The following is an 18,165-nucleotide window of genomic DNA, read 5'->3' on the forward strand; positions in this document are numbered from 1 at the left end:
AATAGTTTTATCACACTATTTTACCATAATTTCAATCTCCTGTAAAAAAGAAGATTGTGACAACCGATATCTTCTTGACTTTTACAACAAAAAATGACCCTACTGGATCACTTCTTTTTATTAAACACGTTCAACTTTGCCTGATTTCAAAGCGCGAGCTGAAACCCAAACTTTTTTAGGTTTACCGTCAATCAAGACAGTAACTTTTTGAAGATTTGGTTTAACAGTACGTTTTGTTTGGTTCATAGCGTGTGAACGGTTGTTTCCTGAAACAGTCTTACGACCTGTAAAGTAACATACTTTAGCCATTTGTATTTCCTCCTACGTAGTATAATCAAGGATGTGCTAGCACCACATACTAGACTATTCTACCACAATTCAAACCTTGATGCAAGAACTTTTTTCTATAGAAGAAAAAGACCTGAATAATCAAATCTTTCCTTTTTGATTCAATTACGCTTTATTCGCTCCAAATCAAAGATTTGTTCGCAGATAACCTATATTCTCCACTACAAAGTAGAAAAAGATCTGTGAATAATCAGATCTCCTTCACTTTATTCAATTAAGCTTTGTTTGCTCCAAATCAAAGATTTGTTCGCAGTTTTACGCCTTATTCGCTGAACCGAATACGTCAATGCGTTCTTCAACTGATGCTTGGATAGCTTTTACGCCGTCAGCCAAGAATTTACGTGGGTCGAAGAGTTTTTTCTTGTCGTATTCTGCTTCGTTTGCTTCATAAGCTGCTGCAAATTTACGAGTAGCGTTAGCGAATGCGATTTGGCATTCTGTGTTAACGTTAACTTTAGCAACACCAAGTTTGATAGCAGCTTGGATTTGTTCGTCAGGGATACCTGAACCACCGTGCAATACGATTGGGAAACCTGGAACAGCTTCAGTCAATTTTTTCAAGTGGTCAAGGTCAAGACCTTCCCAGTTTGCTGGGTATGGACCGTGGATGTTACCGATACCTGCAGCAAGGAAGTCGATTCCTGTAGCAACCATAGCAACAGCGTCTTCGATCGGTGCCAATTCACCTTTACCGATGATACCATCTTCTTCACCACCGATAGTACCAACTTCAGCTTCAACTGAGATACCTTTAGCGTGTGCCAATTCAACTACTTCTTTAGCTTTTGCAAGGTTTTCTTCAACTGGAAGGTGTGAGCCGTCAAACATGATTGAAGTGTAACCAACTTCGATACACTCAAGTGCATCTTCGTAGTGACCGTGGTCAAGGTGGATAGCAACTGGTACAGTGATGTTCATTGACTCAACAAGACCAGCAATCAAGTTGCGAGCTACTTTGTAACCACCCATGTATTTTGCTGCACCCATTGAAGTTTGGATAAGAACTGGAGCTTGTTTAGCTTCTGCTGCACGCAAGATAGCTTGTGTCCACTCAAGGTTGTTTGTATTAAATCCACCAACAGCATATCCGTTTTCACGAGCTGCTTTGACAAATTTTTCTGCTGAAACTAATGGCATTAGAATCGCCTCCTATTATTTTTTGGGGTTATCCCCATACCCTTCTATTCTACCATTTTTTCATAGAAATGGCTAGTCTAATCTGATTTTCTATGCGCTTTCATAATTTTCTTTTATAAATTGCAACAAAAAAAAAAAGACAGGCACAAAACCTGTCTACCTCTGCGGAAAGGGGGACTTGAACCCCCACGACCTAAAGCGGTCACAGGATCCTTAGTCCTGCGCGTCTGCCAATTCCGCCATTTCCGCTTAACACAAGAATCAGTATACCATGACACTAGTTCCTTGTCAACAACTTTTTTCAAAAAAATTGAAAATTAGTTTCCATTTTCCACTGCAGCAGTCACAAAGGCTGTGTAAAGCTCTTCAGCATGGTTTGGACGGCTGTGGTACTCTGGGTGATATTGAGCAGCTACGAAGAATTTTTTATCTGGCAACTCAACGATTTCCATCAAGCGATTATCTGGTGACACACCTGAGAAGACAAAGCCAGCTTCTTCAAATTGCTCACGGAATTTAGTGTTAAATTCATAACGGTGACGGTGACGGCGTTGCACCACTTCTTGATTATTGTAAGCTGCAGCTGCTTTTGAACCAGTTTTTAATTTACATGGATAAAGTCCCAAACGCAAGGTACCACCCATATCTTCAATATCAACTTGGTCACGCATCAAGTCAATAATTGGGTAAGCTGTGTCTGGATTTAGCTCAGCTGAGTTTGCCCCCTCAAGATTAAGAACATTGCGGGCAAATTCAATACAGGTCAGCTGCATACCTAAGCAGACTCCAAGCATTGGCACATCATTTTCACGTGCATAGCGAATGGCTTGTATTTTTCCTTCTGTACCACGTTGACCAAAGCCACCAGGGACGATAATCCCATCAGCATCACCCAATAAGGCTGCTGCATTGTCTGCAGTCACATCTTTAGCATTGACCCATTTCAAGTCGATGGCTGCATCATTTTCATAGCCTGAGTGTTTGAGAGCTTCAACAACAGACAAGTAGGCATCTGGCAATTCCACGTATTTCCCAACAAGGGCAATCTTTCTGGTTTTCTTAAGGTTCATCACCTTATCCACCATGGCTGTCCAGTCTGTCATATCTGCTTTTGGCGCATCCAATTTCAGGTGATCACAAACGATTTGGTCCATTTGTTGTGCTTGAAGATTGAGCGGGATTTGATACAAGTGCTCAACATCGCGAGACTCGATAACTGCTTCTGGCGCAACATCACAGAATTGGGCCAGTTTGTTTTTAACTCCTTGCTCAACAGGCTGCTCGGTACGAATGACCAACATGTTTGGTTGGATACCAAGTCCACGCAATTCCTTAACAGAGTGCTGGGTTGGTTTGGTTTTCATCTCACCCGCTGCTTTAAGATATGGCAAAAGTGTCGTGTGAATGTACATAACATTGTCAGACCCCACATCTGCTTTCATTTGACGAAGGGCTTCAAGGAAAGGCAAGCTCTCAATATCACCAACCGTTCCACCAACTTCAGTGATAATCACATCTGAGTCTGTTGTCACCGCCGCGCGTTTGATTTTATCTTTCAAGGCATCGGTGATATGTGGAATAACCTGAACAGTTGCTCCTAGGTATTCCCCACGACGTTCTTTGCGCAGGACTTCGCTGTAAATCTTACCTGTTGTCACGTTTGAGTATTTGTTGAGATTGATGTCAATGAAACGCTCGTAGTGACCGAGGTCAAGGTCAGTTTCAGCCCCATCATCAGTGACATAAACTTCTCCGTGTTGGTAAGGACTCATCGTCCCTGGGTCAATGTTGATGTAGGGATCAAATTTTTGGATGGTTACTTTAAGACCACGATTTTTCAATAAGCGACCCAAGCTGGCTGCCACAATCCCTTTACCGATGGATGATACCACACCACCTGTTACAAAAATATACTTTGTCATATTTACTCCTTTTGTATCTTCTCTTCTGGGAAAAACAAAATAGCCCCCTAGAAACTAGGGAGCTTTTTTCTGACCTCTAAAAGAGGTGCCCGAACAATACTATAAACTATTTTCGGTTACTTGTCAAATATCGAACTCTGAAAAATTACTCAACTTCTTCTAAGTCATCGTCTGAGTAATCATCATCTTCTTCATTCAATTCAACGTCTTCTTCCAAGTCATCATCTGGGATGATTTCGTTGATTTCTGAATCGTATGATTCGACCTCATCTTTTTCGTCATCTGGATTTTCTTCGTCGTATGAGGTATTTTCTTCTACGTCTTCATCGTCGTATGAATCTTCATCTTCAGGATCGTCGTTACCATAATCAATGGCATCGTCATCACCATCCATAAAGGCATTAACACGTTTTTTCTTACGTTTTGGTGCATCTTCATCGTCTTCTTCAAGTGTAATCACTTCTTCGTCGATTTCGTCGATTGCATACCATGAACGAAGACCCCACTTGTTTTCACCTAGAGGAATAAAGCTGCCATCCACATTCAAGTCTGAATAGAAGATTGGAAGCGCAGCACGAATCTCGCTGTTTGATTTTTCTAAGTAATTTTGGATTTCGTTTACCAAGTCATTGAAGTACATTTCATTATCACGACCACGTTCTTCCAAGATAGCACGCGCCACCTCGATCATTGATAATTCACTTTTTTCTTGTCCTGCAAATACATTTAATTCCAAGGCTATTCTCCTTTTTTGTCTTTCCTTGCTATTTTACGCTAATTTTCGCAAATAGTCAAAGATATTACCAAGGCAAATCAACTTTCTATCCTTCTTTGTGCGAATGCGGCATTTGTTCTCTCACCGGGCAGTCCACATGACAATCTCCGCAAGAACCTTTTTGATATATCGTATGTCGAATACTGAGTCCGACAGCGAGCGCAATGAGCGCTGCAATAATAATTGTTGCCATCATTTATCCTTCTTTCCAAGCTGCTAAATTATCCAAGCCAATGACTTTTTCCGTAGCCGTACGAGGTTTACGGATAATGAAATACCCCATACCAAGCAAAGCCAATCCAGCTACTCCTGTCCATAAATTGAAGGTTTGTCCATAGAGAAATACCAGTCCGAACTGATAAATCACTAGACTGACCACATAAGCCAAGAATGTCTGAAATACGATGGCGTACAAGGTCCATTTCCACTCAGCCATTTCACGCTTAATAGCTCCCATGGCCGCAAAACATGGAGCACACAGGAGGTTAAAGACAAGAAATGAATAAGCTGCTAGCGCAGAGTAATCCTGCTGCAAGCTGTGCCACAAAACTTTACTCGTTTCTCCCGCATCAGGATTGTTATAAAGAATCCCAAAAGTAGCAACCACCGTTTCCTTGGCCGCCAGTCCCGTGATAGCCGCAACGGTCGCCTTCCAATTTCCAAAACCAAGCGGTGTAAACATCCAAGCCAAACCACGACCTAAGCTAGCCAGCAGAGAATGATCCGTTTCGACTGCTTGCAGACGGAGATTGTAGTTGGACAAAAACCAAATCAAGACCGTCAAGCTGAAAATAATAGTACCTGCTCGTTTGGCAAAACTCAAACCTTTCCCCAGAGCGTAACGAAGAACCGCCGTCCATTTAGGGAGATGATAGGCTGGTAATTCCATAATAAACGGGCTGGTATCACCACTCAAGGCCTTTGTCTTTTTCAACGCAATTCCTGAGAGAATGATGGTGCCAAATCCGACAAAATAGGTGCTCGGAGCCACCCACGGAGTTTGCGGAAAAAACGCTCCTGCAATCAAGGCGATAATTGACAACTTAGCCGAACAAGGCATAAAGGTCGTTGTCATGATCGTAATTTTTCGCTCCCGCTCGTTCTCAATCGTCCGACTGGACATAATCCCTGGCACACCACATCCCGTTGATATCAACATCGGAATAAAGGATTTGCCCGAAAGACCAAAACGTCTAAACACACGGTCCATCACAAAGGCAATCCGGCTCATGTAGCCGCTATCTTCCAGAACGCCCAAGCAGAGAAAGAGCACGATAATCTGTGGCAAGAAGCCTAGAACAGTCCCCACGCCGGCAATAATCCCATCTATAATCAAGGACTGCAACCACGACTCAACCGCTAGACTTTCTAACCAAGATCGAACAGTTTCTGGAATCCACTCTCCAAACAAAACATCGTTGACCCAGTCCGTCCCCATTGTCCCAACAGTCTGAATGGATAAGTAATAGACCAGATACATGACTAGCGCAAAAATCGGCAGCGCTAAGATACGATTGGTCACCACACGGTCAATCTTATCGGACAAATTGAGCTTAAAGTCACTTTCCTGACTTTGCACCAACTGACAGACTTTTTCAATGAAAGCATAGCGCTCATTGACCACGATAGACTCCGCATCCTCTATGAAAATTTCCTCTGTGATACAGATGATATCCTTAATCTCTTTCTCCTGAAAAGCAGATAGAGGCATCTCCGACCAGACCAAACTATCCCCTTCGAATAATTTGATGGCATAAAAACGGCTAGATTTTTCTGAAACGCTATTGCCTAAAACCTCTACAATCTGGGCCAAGGCAGCTTCAAATTTATCATCATAGGTTGGAAAAACTGAAGCATCAACTTGGTTATGCCTTGGCTGAGCCACCACCTTCACCGCCTTATCCACCCCAGTATTGTGCAGCGCACTAATCGCAACAACTGGCGTCCCCATCAAATAAGCCATTTTCTCCATATTGATCGTTCTGCCTTGCGCCTGCAGTAAATCCGTCATGTTTAAGGCAATGGTCACTGGTACTCCAGTCTCAATCAACTGCGTCGTCAGATACAGATTTCGCTCCAGATTTGTCGCATCTACCACATCCAAAATAGCATCTACATGCGGGCTCAAGAGGTAATCTCTAGCCACCTTTTCTTCCGGACTGTAGGGAGACATGGAGTAAATACCTGGCAAATCTTGCACCGTCCAGTCGCTATGATTGCGTACAGTTCCGCTTTTGCGTTCGACCGTTACCCCCGGCCAATTTCCCACTCGCTGGCGTGATCCCGTCAATAAATTAAACAAGGTCGTCTTTCCCGAATTCGGATTTCCAATCAATGCAATCTGTGTCATCATTTTTCCTCCTCGATAGGCGCCACGCTAATGAGCTGGGCTTCTGACTTCCGTAAACTAAGTTCATAGCCTCTCAGACTGATTTCTATAGGATCTCCTAAAGGGGCCACCTTGCGCAAATACACTTTTGTATGCCGTGTTAATCCCATATCCATCAAGCGGCGTTTGGATTCATTGACCGCAAAAATCCCTTGAATAGTAGCAAATCGTCCAACAGGGAGCTCAGATAAAGAGATTACTGCCACCTCATTTGCAGCCTCCCTCACTTCTACCTTAGATAAGATGGAAGCATCAAAAGCTAAGCGATTAGCCTTTAACATGACAATAGCGCTCTGCTTGGTTTTCGATACCAATTCCAAGCGTGAACCAACTTTCAATCCCAGATTCGCCAAATGATGCACACTGTCATCTGGCAGTTCGATAGATATTATTTCATAAGGGCAGGAGACCCTTGCATCTAGCAAAATCAAGTTTCTTGACCTCCGATACAAAATGTGGTATAGATTTCTATTTTATACTAGTATAGCACACTTTAGAATTATCAGACGATTATCATAAAAAAATATTTTCCCACGCAAAAAGACCGGAATCACTTCCAGTCTTTTTAAATGATTATTTTACAGTTGCTGTGCTTGTGATCAATTCAACAGCTTTTTTCACTGTGATGTCATGTTTCAACATGTCTTCTGAAAGAAGCCCACGAACTTGTGGCACTTCCATGTTGTAAGTTGCAGCCAATTCTTCGATTTCAGCAGTGATTTCTTCTGCGCTTGCTTCGAAACCTTCTGCTTGTGCTACTGCTTCGATAACAAGGTTTGTTTTTGTACGTTTTTCAGCGTCAGCTTCGTATTGAGCGTGAAGATCTTCTTCAGTTGTACCTGTGATTTGGAAGTACATTTCTGGTGAGATACCTTGTTGTTGCATACCACCCAAGAATTCGTTCATAGCGCGGTGTACTTCTTCGTGTACCATTTCGCCTGGCAATTCAACGATTTCAGCGTTTGCTACAGCCAAGTCGATTGCTGCTGATTCAACAGCGTCGTCAAAGGCGATTTCTTTTGCTGCTTCCAATTCTTTACGGTATTTAGCTTTCAATTCGTCCAAGGTTTCAACTTCTTCGTCGATGTCTTTCGCCAATTCGTCATCCAAAGCTGGAACTTCTTTTACTTTAACTTCGTGGATTGTTGTCACGAATACTGCTGGTTTACCAGCCAAGTCAGCTGCTTTGTAGTCTTCAGGGAATGAAACTTCAACGTTTACAGTTTCACCAGCTGCATGTCCAACCAATTGGTCTTCAAAACCTGGGATAAATTGACCTGAACCAAGTTCAAGTGAGTAGTTTTCACCTTTTCCGCCATCAAATTCAACTCCGTCGATTGAACCAACAAAGTCAATCACTACAGTGTCGCCTGCAGCTGCAGCGCCTTCTTTGATTGCCAATTCGGCCAAGTTATTGCGTTCGCGTTCAACTTTAGCGTCTACTTCTTCGTCTGTTACTTCTTTAGAAACTTCTACTGAGACTGCAAGGTTTTTGTAGTCACCCAATTTTACTTCTGGTTTTGTAACAACTTCAGCATTTACAACCCAGTCTTGACCTTTTTCCATAGAAACAACGTCAATTTTTGGTTGTGCAACAACTTCGATACCAGCATCTTTAACAGCTGCTTCGTATGCGTTTGGCAACAATGCGTTTACAACATCTTGATAAAGAGCTTCTTCGCCGAAACGTTTGTCAAAAATGGCACGAGTGATTTTACCTTTACGGAAACCTGGAAGGTTGATATCTTTTTTAACTTTGTTAAATACACGATCCAATTCTGGTTTGATGGCTTCTTGAGCGATTGTGAAGGTCAATACGCCATGGTTTGTTTCTTTTACTTCAAATGATACAGACATTAGGTCTTACTCCTTAAAATTTTATTGTCATTCTTATCAATTCTACCATAAAGTCTTAAAAAAAACAAAATTTTTAGCTATTTGGTATGTGTTTAAAGCTCAAGAAACAGTCACTAAATATTAAAGTTGTTTTCCAATCAAAAACAAGCCAACTTTCGCTGACCTGTTCTGATTTTTTTATTTCAACCTTTGATCATTCTACTTATTGATTTTCTGGTATCGCCTTTTTCACCTCACCAACTGTTGCAGGATTGGCATCACTAAATAAAATCTTTTCACCATCCTCACTTCGCATTTCAACTTTATATGTTTCTTTTGTTTCATTTTCATTAACGAAGAAACCACCACACTCAATAATAGGCGTTTCATCAGGATATTTCGCTAGCATTGAAAGCAGATCTTTGTCTGTTTCTGATAATTTCACTAATTCTTTTACAGTTCTGTTAGAATACGTAGCATTAGTGGACTCAACTGCTGAAATATGGCTTGTTGCACGACTGTTGAGAAATACCATACCCAATATTATTAAAACACCACTGCCATATAATATTTTTTCATATCTACCCCCTATTTATTTGATACAACATATCTAGAACCCTTAGCTGGGTTGTAAGTATAAAAGAAAAGCCAAGATCCCTGTCCATTAACATATCGCGACTCTCCATTCCCCCAACTTTGCTCTACCAATTGACTGTTTCGTCTGATAGGTTCTATACGCTTCATATTCATTACCTACAACACCACCATTACCAACCGCTGTCCAAAGAAGCCAAGTCCCTGTCCCCTGAGCAGCTTCAAACTTGTATTCTGAAAAACGCCATCCTGATTCGTAAAACGGTTGTGATGCATACGACTCTCCCGCTGCCAAAATTTTAGGATGTTAGACAGCTTTATCTGGAGAAGCTGCTCGCCAAAAAGGAAATTCAACGAATCCTAGAGAGGTATCAACCATATCACGTTTTAAATAGTCCTTATAAGCCATTAAAGTCCCGCGATTAGTTTCTATAAGTGACGAATCAAAGTTAGAATCCCCGTTATCCTTAAAGATAAAGCCTCCCTCAGGTAAAACTTGACCTGTTCCAGACCAATATTTGTTATACTTGTCGGTTCTATAATTTTTTTAGGTGTCGCTGCAAAAACATTTTTTTGACAAAAAATAGATAATAGCAATATTGCACTGATAAAAACTTTTTTCATAGTAAGGCTCTTTTTAATCTATTAGCTAAAAGTTTTATTCCCAAAAGCAACTATACTAGAATTGAAATCTGACCTTTTAAAATTTCCCCTCCTTTTCCTTTATTAGCCAAGCGACGTTTCAATTCCACCTTTCTTCGTACTTACTTTACAATAAATAAATAAGTCAACTAAAAATACGCCTTCACAACTTGCGAGTATCATCTGTCTGATAGAGAGCTCGCGCTCCACCAATCAGCTTTGAACGGCTTGCCAAGGCTGTTACATGTGCACCTCCCAATTCCCTTTTAGCAGGGCGAATCGGCACCTGTACATGCTTGATGTGCATGCCAATGGCCGTATCCCCAATGTCCAATCCAGCTTGCGCTGTGATAAACTCTACCTCAACAGGGTCTTTCATGAATTTGAAGGCAGCTAATTGACCCGAACCACCTGCATGCAGACTGGGAAGAACGTTGACGATTTCTAAGTCTTTTTGAAGAGCCAGTTCACGCTCCACCACCAAGGCTCGATTGAGGTGTTCACAACCTTGAACAGCTAAGAAAATACCTCGTTTTTTCGTTTCTGCGAGAATCGTTGAGACAATCGTTTCTCCGATTTCTATACTCGAATCTTGTCCAATGTGCCCTCCGAGGACTTCACTTGAAGACAAGCCCAGCACAAAAATTTGTCCAGCTTGAACAGCTGATTTTTCAAGAATTTCAATGATAAGCGCTCGCGTTTCCTGAGCAAGGGTTGTCAGATCCATTTAATCCTTCTTTCTAGTCACACGGATGAAAGCTTGATATAGGAGATAACCCGCCGTCATACCAACTATATTTTGCATGGTATTGGCCACTACTTCTGCCAGAGCTGCGCCAAGGCCATTCATCACACTAGAGGCGAGGAGATAAGTTGCCACCATAAAGAACGTAGCGTTAGCCAAGCCCAAAGGGCGTTTCTTCCCAGTCATCCCCGCCAGATAACCTTGACCACCATGCGCCACAAGGCTAATCAACATCCATTGAGGATAGCCAGACAAAAGGTCAAATAGAAAGGCTGACAGACCACCTACAATAGCCCCTTGGCGTCCTCCTATGTAAAAGGCAGTGAAAAAGATACCTGCGTCCAATAGAGTTACAACTCCAGTCGCAGTCGGGAGTTTAACAAACATACCCAGGACAATGGTCAGGGCTGTCAAAATAGCAATGCGACTTAATTCCTGTGTTTTTTTGTTAGTCATATTCCCTCCTAAACTGTTGGTTAACACCGTACTGGTCGGCTTGTGCAATAGCCTGATAGACAAACCCCTTGGCTTCTACAACCGCACGGTCAATCGGCATTCCTAGAGCCAACTTCGCAGCAATACTAGAAGCAAAAGTACAGCCCGCTCCGACATTATTCGTCTCCAAAACCGGATAGGTCAAGACTTGAAATTCCTTACCATCATAAAAAACATCGATAGCTTGGGCTTTTTGTAGACGATTACCACCTTTAACGACCACATACTTGGCTCCCAAAGTGTGTAATTTTTCAGCGGCTAACTTCATGTCCTCAACCGTTGGAATATCCATTTGCATCAAAATCTGCGCTTCTACCAAGTTTGGCGTGACGATGGTCGTGTAAGGGAGGAATTTTAGCAACTCATCGCGCAAGCGGCTGACTTCCAAGTCGTGAGTTTCCTTGCAAACCAAGACTGGATCCAAAACCACCGGACGATCAGCATGGTTTTTGACAAAGGCCAAAGCCACATCCGCAACCTCAACCGTTGGAAGGAGACCAATTTTTATAGCTGCAAAATCTACATCCTTGAGACTAGCCAGCTGGTCAGCAACAATGCCAGCATCAATCGGAACCACATCAAATCCCTTGTCCGTCATCCGTGTCAAACAGGTCACAGCTACAAAGCCATGCAACTGTTCGCGGGCATAGGTCGTCAAGTCTGCATGCAGACCACCACCGGAAAAAATATCATTTCCTGAGATTGCTAAAATCGGTTTACTCATAGATAATCTCCTTCAAATACAAGCCATTCCCTGCTGCGGTCGGACCCGCCAAGTCACGATTTTTAGCTTCTAAAATCTTCTGAATCTGCTCAACCGGCATCCGTCCATTCCCGATTTTCAAGAGAGTTCCCACCATATTTCGAACTTGCTTATAAAGAAAGCCATTTCCCGTAAAAGTGAAAATCAAAAACTGGCGCTCCTCATCAAAACGAATGTCTGCTCGATAGATCGTACGGACCTTATGTTCCACACTAGTTCCGGCTGCAGTAAAACCAGTAAAATCATGGGTTCCAACTAGGTCTTTGATAGCTAACTGCATTGATTCAAATGCAACTGGATAGGGATAATGGGTAGCGTAATGGCGCATCATAGGGTTTTTAGGACGACCGATATCCACCAAAAACTCATAGGTTTTACTGTGTGGATTGTACCGAGCATGAAAATCATCCGAAACCTGCTCTACAGACACAATGTCAATATCCTCCGGGCATTGTGTATCCAGCCCAAAGCGCAACTTTTCCACATCACGCGCCTGCGGTAAGTCAAAATGAATGACCTGCCCATAAGCATGAACACCCGCATCTGTTCGACCCGCACCGTGTATAGTCACCGCCTGACCGCTATTTAAGCGCAAAAGCGTCTTTTCAATTTCCTCTTGCACTGTACGGCAATGAGGCTGACGTTGAAATCCTGAAAAATCTGTCCCATCATAGGAAATAATTGCTTTGTATCTTACCATAATTAGATTGTAGCTTAGGCGAGAGCTGAGTACAAGTAAAATAGACTCTATCTGTCCTAGACCAGATGAAGATTCGCTTTTCCTAACTAAATAGTGTATAATAACAGAAAAAACACCTAGAAAAACTAGAAAAAGGAGTTGCGCAATGGCTCCCCATACACGAACAGAGGTCTTTCAAGACGTCATTTCTTATCTTAAAACACAAGGTATCCGAATCACTGAGACACGCAAGGCTGTCCTTCAATTTTTGATTGACAGCCCCGACCATCCTAGCGCTGATATGATTTACACTGCACTGCATCCGCAATTTCCAAACATGAGCCTAGCTACCGTCTACAACAATCTGAAGGTGCTTGTAGACCACGGATTCGTATCGGAAATCAAGCGTTACAAGGATGCGACAACCTATTACGACTTCATGGGTCACGACCACCTCAATGTCATCTGTGAAACCTGCGGAAAAATTACCGATATTGAATTGGACATGCCTTCTGCTGAGTCAGAAATCGAGCAACTGTCCGGTTACAAAATTACTCGCGAAGTCACCACAGCCTACGGCATTTGCCCCGATTGTTCTTCAAAATAGGGAGACAAGATGTGAAAAAGATACAGGCACTTCCATTTGCAAGCACAGGGCTGTTACTGGGTATCGTTGCACTCAGCAACCTTATGAAGAACTTCATCGCAATGGTCTCTAGCATTCTTTTTGTGATAGCTGGATGCCTTTTCCTGGCTATCCTCATCAAAATAGTCACCTACCCAGCTGAACTACAGCTTTTACTGAAGCAAAGTTTACCGACTTCTAGCCTGCCAACTTTAGCCATGGCTATGATGCTAGCTGGGCCGCGTATTCCAGTTTTTTGGTATATCGGTTTTATCATCCACCTTGGATTTATGGCCTACTTTACAGGGCTTATCTGGAAAAAGAGTCGACTAGATGACCTCTATCCTAGCTGGTACATCGTCTATGTTGGTCTGGCAGCAGGAGCCATCATCGCTCCACAAATCGGCACTGGCCCCCTCGGTTGGTTTTGCTGGATAGTTGGGCTCATTAGCTACCTAGTACTGCTACCGTCCGTCCTCTATCGATTGAAGAAAATTCCTATTCCAGCTGCAAATCGACTCAACCTTGCCATTTTAGCTGCTCCAGCATCCTTGTTGTTGCTAGGTGCATTGGCTCTCAAGATTTCCTGGGCTATTCTTCCTTTGCTTTGCCTCTCTCAAATCTTTTATATCGGAACCATTTTCCTCCTGCGGACAACTTTCCAACACCCTTTTAGTCCGACTTGGTCTGGCATGACCTTCCCGTCTGTCTCGACAGCGACAGCTTTATTTGATAGCCTCGCCTACCTAGGCAACACTCAGCCAGCCCTGACAGCTCTAGCCTATGCGGAAATCATCTTTGCCACCGGCATCGTTGGACTTGTTGCTCTTCATTATCTGAATTATGTATATACAAAAAAAGGACTAAGTTAGTCCTTTTATTTTTTAATAAGTTGCCAATCGTTTTTCCAATCGATCTTGGCCCCAAGCGTAGAGGGTACAAATCACCCAATAAATCAGGGCTACGCAGATGTAGACCGTCATGTAATCCGACTTGGCCCCACCGACAATTTTGGCTTTATTGAAAATCTCTGGCACTGTAATCATAGCCGTCAAAGACGTTGACTTGACCATATCCAGCAAGACATTGCTCAACGGAGGCAAGGCAATCCGAAAAGCCTGAGGAATAATCACTTTTCTGTAAATAATAGATGTTTTCAAGCCCAGAGACTTGGCCGCTTCCCATTGCCCGTTATCCACAGCTTTCAAGGATGAGCGGATAATTTCTGAAATATAGGCACTGGACATAGAGGTAAAGGCAAGGATGCTAGAAGTGACCGCATCCAACTCAATTCCCATAAACGGGAGCCCAAAATAGATGAAAAAGAGCAAAACCATAAGCGGAATCCCACGCATCAAGGAGACATGGAGAGTCGCCAACCAGCGCAGGGGTGAAATGTGGGACATGCGCATCAGAGCCACAAAAAAGCCGAAGAAAGTCCCCAAGCCGAAACCAATTAGAGACAAGGATAGGGTGAATGGAAGTCCTTCCAATATTTTAGGGACAGCTTCCACTGCCAGTCGCGGGTCAAAAACAGCCTGCCAATTTATCATGTCATTCTCCTTATGCAAACAAAGAAGTTGAGCTTCCTCAACTTCTTTGATGTGCGGTCACCGAATTATTTTTTGCCAGAGGTGTCCACCACCGGAATATCTTTGACATCTTTCAATGGCTCTGTCAAATCTTGTCCGGCATAGTATTTTTCAGAAATTGCTTTGAGCATGCCATCTTTTTTCATTTCTTTGATAACCCCGTCAATTTTATCCTTGAGACTGGTATCTTTTTTACTCATGATGATCACACTGCTTGATGGATTGTATTTGACATTGCCCATTTTCACTTTGATGTCTGGGAATTTTTCAGTAATCAACTTAACCGCAATCACTTGTGTGTAGTAGTCATTTGGGATAAAGTCTGTACGACCTGTTGAGACATCACGGAGGTAAACGTCATTGGTTACATTATCGTAGATGACTGGTTCTGCCCCCAATTTTTCAGCAATCTTCATGAATTGCGTTCCGGCACCACCACCAGCTTTTTTCCCTTTCCAGTCTGAAAGATCTGCTTTGGTGATATTGGATGAACCGTCTTCGCGGACAATCATGCCACCGACTGAGTACTTGTAGGCATCCGAGATGTTGTATTTTTCTTTGCGCTCTTCTGTTGGGTCGAAGTTGTTAACCGTGATATCAACCTTGCCGCTATCCAGAGAGGTAAACGCTTCTGCAACACCGATTTCTTGGTAATCAATCTTGATGTCCAAGCGTTTGCCGATTTCATTGAGCATATCAATCTCATAGCCGACCAACTGGTCTTTGTCATTATGAAATGATGTTGGGTAAAGCGTACCAGGGGTAGCTACCCTGAGAACGCCTGCTTCTTTAACCCGGTCCCACTCGCTTTGGTTAGCAGATTTAGACGAACCATTTGAACACGCTACAAGAGCAACTGACGATAAGACGGCCAGAGAAGCCAGTACTTTTTTGAACATAAAAATCTCCTTTTTTCTGATGTTAAATCATCAACGAAAATAGGTTAACACAATGAAAGCCCTTTTAGCAAACCATTTGTCTGAAAATTTTTATAAACATTTCTACTTTAGCAAACCTCGGTCTTCCAAGTCCGATGCAAGTTGCAAGAGAAGATTTTCTCCTCCCTTAGCTGCCGTAAATTGAACACCAAGCGGGAGACCTTGATCGGTCTCATAGGTTGGCAAACTAATGGCTGGCTGACCCGTTAAATTGGCTGACTGGGTAAAGGGCGTCCAAGCTAGACTATCTGCAAACATCTCCCAAATCAAGTCCTGCTGCTCCATCATGGAATAGTCATCCATGTTGAGCAAACGATCTTTTAATTCCGAACTGAGCGCAAATTGCCCATGACGAGGTGCGGGGCCATTCACCGTCGGGGTCAAAAGGAGGTCATATTGCCGATGGAAATTCCACATCTGTGCGCTGTAATTGTCCCAGTCCTGCAACACCTTGGAATAAACTTTGGCAGGAATTTTTTGCCCGCTACGGAAAATCGCCCAGGTCATCAACTCCATGTCATCTGGCGTCATCGTCCGACCAAATCCCGCCTCTATCTCATCAAACATCTGAGCCGTTTCCACGCTGTTCATGATATAGTAAGACCTCATGGCAGCCAATCCATCAATGGGCTGATGAGTTAGTTCGCTGACGTGATGCCCCAGTTTTTCCAAGATAGGAAGCAGACTCAAGACTGCATTTCTAGCATGGTCTGATACTTGACTACCAATTGGCGACTCCAGGCTATAAGCAATTTTCAAAGGCTGACGAGAATTTGTACTATTCAAAAGTGGATGCGGAAAAGGACTTTCCAGCTGACAAACCTGCATACCGTAAAGAAGATTCCGCGTGTCCCGTACCGACTTGGTAATGGCAAATTGACTGGATGCTCCTTGCCACCCTCGAAAAGAAGTCGGTCCAACTGGAACCCGACCACGGCTGGGCTTGAGACCGATTAACCCATTAAAACTAGCAGGAATCCGAATGGAACCACCACCATCCGAAGCCGCCGCCAAAGGAACCATCCCCGATGACACTGCAGCCGCAGCTCCGCCACTAGAACCACCTGCATTGCGACTGGTATCCGCTGGCAGATTAACCGCTCCGTGCAAGCTCGAGTCCGAAATATTCTTGAAACCAAATTCCGGCGTATTGGTCCGCCCCAAGATCACAAAACCAAGCTCCTCTAGCTTTTTGACATAATTATCTGTTATCCGAGAACGGTTGTTAGCAAACAGCCGAGACCCTGACGTAGCTAATTCTCCCACTTGCTGCTGTCCCAAGTCTTTCAAGAGAATGGGTACACCGCCAAACAATTTCCCAGAAAAATCACCCATCTCCGCTTTTTCTAATGCCTGCTCATACTGCTTTGACACGACCGCATTAAGCTGAGGATTGAGCCGCTCAATCTTCTCAATCGCCTCCGTCACCAGCTCCTTAGATGATACCTTCTTTTCCCTGACCGCTTGCGCCATCTCTGTCGTATCTCTCCACATAGCACCCTCCCTAAAAATCACTTTGGTTTCAGACTATCATGAAAGCAAAAAATCAGCAAGTAATACTTGCTGATTTTGGGTTATAAATAGCGACCTTCTACATGCAAGGCTTTGCAAACCGCACGAAGGTTATCATCCGTTAACACATCATTTTCTTGGACCGGTTTACCACTAATCCGTTGTAAATCAAGAGCAAGACCCGCCGCTTTATTAGCCGTTTCAATCAGACCAAAGCAATCTTCGTAGTCCACTCCGGTGCTAAGCACACCGTGTTTTGCCCAAACAACCAAACGAGTATGCTCCAACAATTTTGCAGTTGCCTGTCCAATTTCTTTCGTTCCCGGCACCATCCAAGGTAAGACATCTATTCCGTCAGGGAATACAACGATGGATTCCGTCAATACACTCCACAAGTCACGTGTCAGCGACTCGCTTGTGACTTCGTTTAACAAAGAATAAAGCACGATATTGGTCGCATGATTGTGAATCACCACTCGATGCTCTTTATTTTGTGCATAACGAGCTGCGTGCGCTAAAATATGCATATATATTTCAGAAGTTGGTCGTTTCCCTGTAACAAAACCTGCTACAATGTCATAACCAGTCTCTGTAACTTTCACGATACCGGTATCCACTGCTGGTTGCTCTTTTAAATATCTAAAATGACTTCCTGAAGCAGTAATCAACAAATATTGCCCTTGAAAATGATGAGGAACCTCTAATAAATTTTCAACGACAATGGGTTCTGAGTAGATACGGTAATCAGTATCAGCTAAATCTGTCGCCATTTCCTGAATTTCTTGTTCAGTTAAGCGATAGCTAATATTTCCCCCATTATACTCATCCCATCCTTTGGACCACATATCGTAGGTCGTCTCTATCATCTCGTTTATATATCTAGGATAAGACATTTTTTCCTCCTTCTCACAACTTCGTTTCTTTTTGCTTTTCAGCACGGTATTTTTCGATGATTTGTGAATAGTATTGTCGTTTTTCCTTTTGTTTTTCATCATAGTCCTTAAAAAGATTTTGACGACTAATGACAAGCCCTAATATCAAAGCAAACACCGTCAATATAATTTGTTTACTGATTACACTATAAACAAACAACAGAAAGGCAAATACAATCATTAATTTCCATTGTAATTTTGTCATATGTCACTCTCTTTCTAGATCTATGTGCGATGCCTA

Annotated in this window: 20 protein-coding genes and 1 tRNA gene; 2 read left to right on the plus strand and 19 right to left on the minus strand. The window is 43.0% G+C overall.

Translation table 11 applies throughout. The features are described 5' to 3' along the window. Positions 1-120: 120 nt before the first annotated feature. The 14 genes from rpmB to truA all read right to left on the minus strand — a co-directional run bounded on the left by rpmB (position 121) and on the right by truA (position 12,346). A complete protein-coding gene (gene rpmB / locus ABID27_RS06625; protein WP_001140949.1) occupies positions 121-309 on the minus strand; it encodes a 50S ribosomal protein L28 in 189 nt (62 codons plus the stop codon). 294 nt (positions 310-603) lie between these two features. After that, positions 604-1,485, minus strand: coding sequence for a class II fructose-bisphosphate aldolase (locus tag ABID27_RS06630; RefSeq protein ID WP_253365050.1), 882 nt, complete (start codon positions 1,483-1,485; stop codon positions 604-606). 163 nt (positions 1,486-1,648) lie between these two features. Next, positions 1,649-1,734, minus strand: a tRNA-Leu gene (locus tag ABID27_RS06635). Positions 1,735-1,802: 68 nt separating this feature from the next. Next, positions 1,803-3,407, minus strand: coding sequence for a CTP synthase (gene pyrG / locus ABID27_RS06640; RefSeq protein WP_354281116.1), 1,605 nt, complete (start codon positions 3,405-3,407; stop codon positions 1,803-1,805). Between the two features lie 145 nt (positions 3,408-3,552). After that, positions 3,553-4,143 (minus strand): DNA-directed RNA polymerase subunit delta, encoded by a 591-nt coding sequence (gene rpoE, locus ABID27_RS06645; RefSeq protein ID WP_253365046.1) that lies wholly within the window; start codon positions 4,141-4,143, stop codon positions 3,553-3,555. Positions 4,144-4,228: 85 nt separating this feature from the next. Then, positions 4,229-4,378, minus strand: coding sequence for a FeoB-associated Cys-rich membrane protein (locus tag ABID27_RS06650; RefSeq protein WP_435533070.1), 150 nt, complete (start codon positions 4,376-4,378; stop codon positions 4,229-4,231). Further along, entirely contained in the window at positions 4,379-6,532 is a 2,154-nt protein-coding gene (gene feoB / locus ABID27_RS06655; RefSeq protein ID WP_354281204.1) for a ferrous iron transport protein B, read from the minus strand. Further along, positions 6,532-7,002: a ferrous iron transport protein A gene (locus ABID27_RS06660; protein ID WP_253365044.1), complete on the minus strand. Its 471-nt coding sequence runs from the start codon at positions 7,000-7,002 to the stop codon at positions 6,532-6,534. Before ABID27_RS06660 ends, feoB begins: the two co-directional genes overlap by 1 nt. A gap of 142 nt (positions 7,003-7,144) precedes the next feature. After that, a complete protein-coding gene (gene tig, locus ABID27_RS06665; protein WP_253365042.1) occupies positions 7,145-8,428 on the minus strand; it encodes a trigger factor in 1,284 nt (427 codons plus the stop codon). 202 nt (positions 8,429-8,630) lie between these two features. Continuing rightward, complete coding sequence (locus ABID27_RS06670) at positions 8,631-8,948, minus strand: hypothetical protein (protein WP_354281119.1); 318 nt, start codon at positions 8,946-8,948, stop codon at positions 8,631-8,633. 858 nt (positions 8,949-9,806) lie between these two features. After that, positions 9,807-10,370, minus strand: a complete 564-nt coding sequence (locus ABID27_RS06675) for a TIGR01440 family protein (RefSeq protein ID WP_253364978.1) — start codon at positions 10,368-10,370, stop codon at positions 9,807-9,809. Then, positions 10,371-10,844, minus strand: a complete 474-nt coding sequence (locus ABID27_RS06680) for an ECF transporter S component (RefSeq protein WP_354281121.1) — start codon at positions 10,842-10,844, stop codon at positions 10,371-10,373. It lies immediately after the preceding gene. Beyond that, complete coding sequence (locus ABID27_RS06685; protein WP_354281123.1) at positions 10,837-11,607, minus strand: bifunctional hydroxymethylpyrimidine kinase/phosphomethylpyrimidine kinase; 771 nt, start codon at positions 11,605-11,607, stop codon at positions 10,837-10,839. The genes ABID27_RS06680 and ABID27_RS06685 overlap by 8 nt, the downstream gene beginning before the upstream one ends. Further along, a complete protein-coding gene (truA, locus tag ABID27_RS06690) occupies positions 11,600-12,346 on the minus strand; it encodes a tRNA pseudouridine(38-40) synthase TruA (protein ID WP_354281125.1) in 747 nt (248 codons plus the stop codon). The genes ABID27_RS06685 and truA overlap by 8 nt, the downstream gene beginning before the upstream one ends. Positions 12,347-12,491: 145 nt before the next feature. Between truA and ABID27_RS06695 the strand changes: the two genes are divergently transcribed. Both ABID27_RS06695 and ABID27_RS06700 read left to right on the plus strand, forming a co-directional pair. Further along, complete coding sequence (locus ABID27_RS06695; protein ID WP_253364971.1) at positions 12,492-12,932, plus strand: Fur family transcriptional regulator; 441 nt, start codon at positions 12,492-12,494, stop codon at positions 12,930-12,932. 11 nt (positions 12,933-12,943) lie between these two features. Next, positions 12,944-13,822: an SLAC1 family transporter gene (locus ABID27_RS06700; protein ID WP_354281128.1), complete on the plus strand. Its 879-nt coding sequence runs from the start codon at positions 12,944-12,946 to the stop codon at positions 13,820-13,822. Positions 13,823-13,834: 12 nt separating this feature from the next. Here the strand turns inward: ABID27_RS06700 and ABID27_RS06705 are convergent, their stop codons facing one another. The 5 genes from ABID27_RS06705 to ABID27_RS06725 all read right to left on the minus strand — a co-directional run bounded on the left by ABID27_RS06705 (position 13,835) and on the right by ABID27_RS06725 (position 18,129). Then, a complete protein-coding gene (locus tag ABID27_RS06705) occupies positions 13,835-14,503 on the minus strand; it encodes an amino acid ABC transporter permease (protein WP_354281130.1) in 669 nt (222 codons plus the stop codon). A 65-nt stretch (positions 14,504-14,568) separates the two neighbouring features. Further along, entirely contained in the window at positions 14,569-15,441 is an 873-nt protein-coding gene (locus ABID27_RS06710) for a transporter substrate-binding domain-containing protein (RefSeq protein ID WP_354281132.1), read from the minus strand. A gap of 102 nt (positions 15,442-15,543) precedes the next feature. Next, complete coding sequence (locus ABID27_RS06715) at positions 15,544-16,974, minus strand: amidase (protein WP_253364962.1); 1,431 nt, start codon at positions 16,972-16,974, stop codon at positions 15,544-15,546. 80 nt (positions 16,975-17,054) lie between these two features. Continuing rightward, the gene (gene rhaD / locus ABID27_RS06720; RefSeq protein ID WP_253364960.1) at positions 17,055-17,885 is read right to left on the minus strand and encodes a rhamnulose-1-phosphate aldolase; all 831 of its coding nucleotides are present in this window, start codon (positions 17,883-17,885) and stop codon (positions 17,055-17,057) included. Positions 17,886-17,898: 13 nt separating this feature from the next. Beyond that, on the minus strand, positions 17,899-18,129 hold the full coding sequence (locus ABID27_RS06725; protein WP_253364958.1) for a hypothetical protein: 231 nt from the start codon (positions 18,127-18,129) through the stop codon (positions 17,899-17,901). Positions 18,130-18,165 lie beyond the last annotated feature (36 nt).

Origin of the sequence: Streptococcus gallinaceus, assembly GCF_040545695.1 — a bacterium.
GTDB lineage: Bacteria > Bacillota > Bacilli > Lactobacillales > Streptococcaceae > Streptococcus > Streptococcus gallinaceus.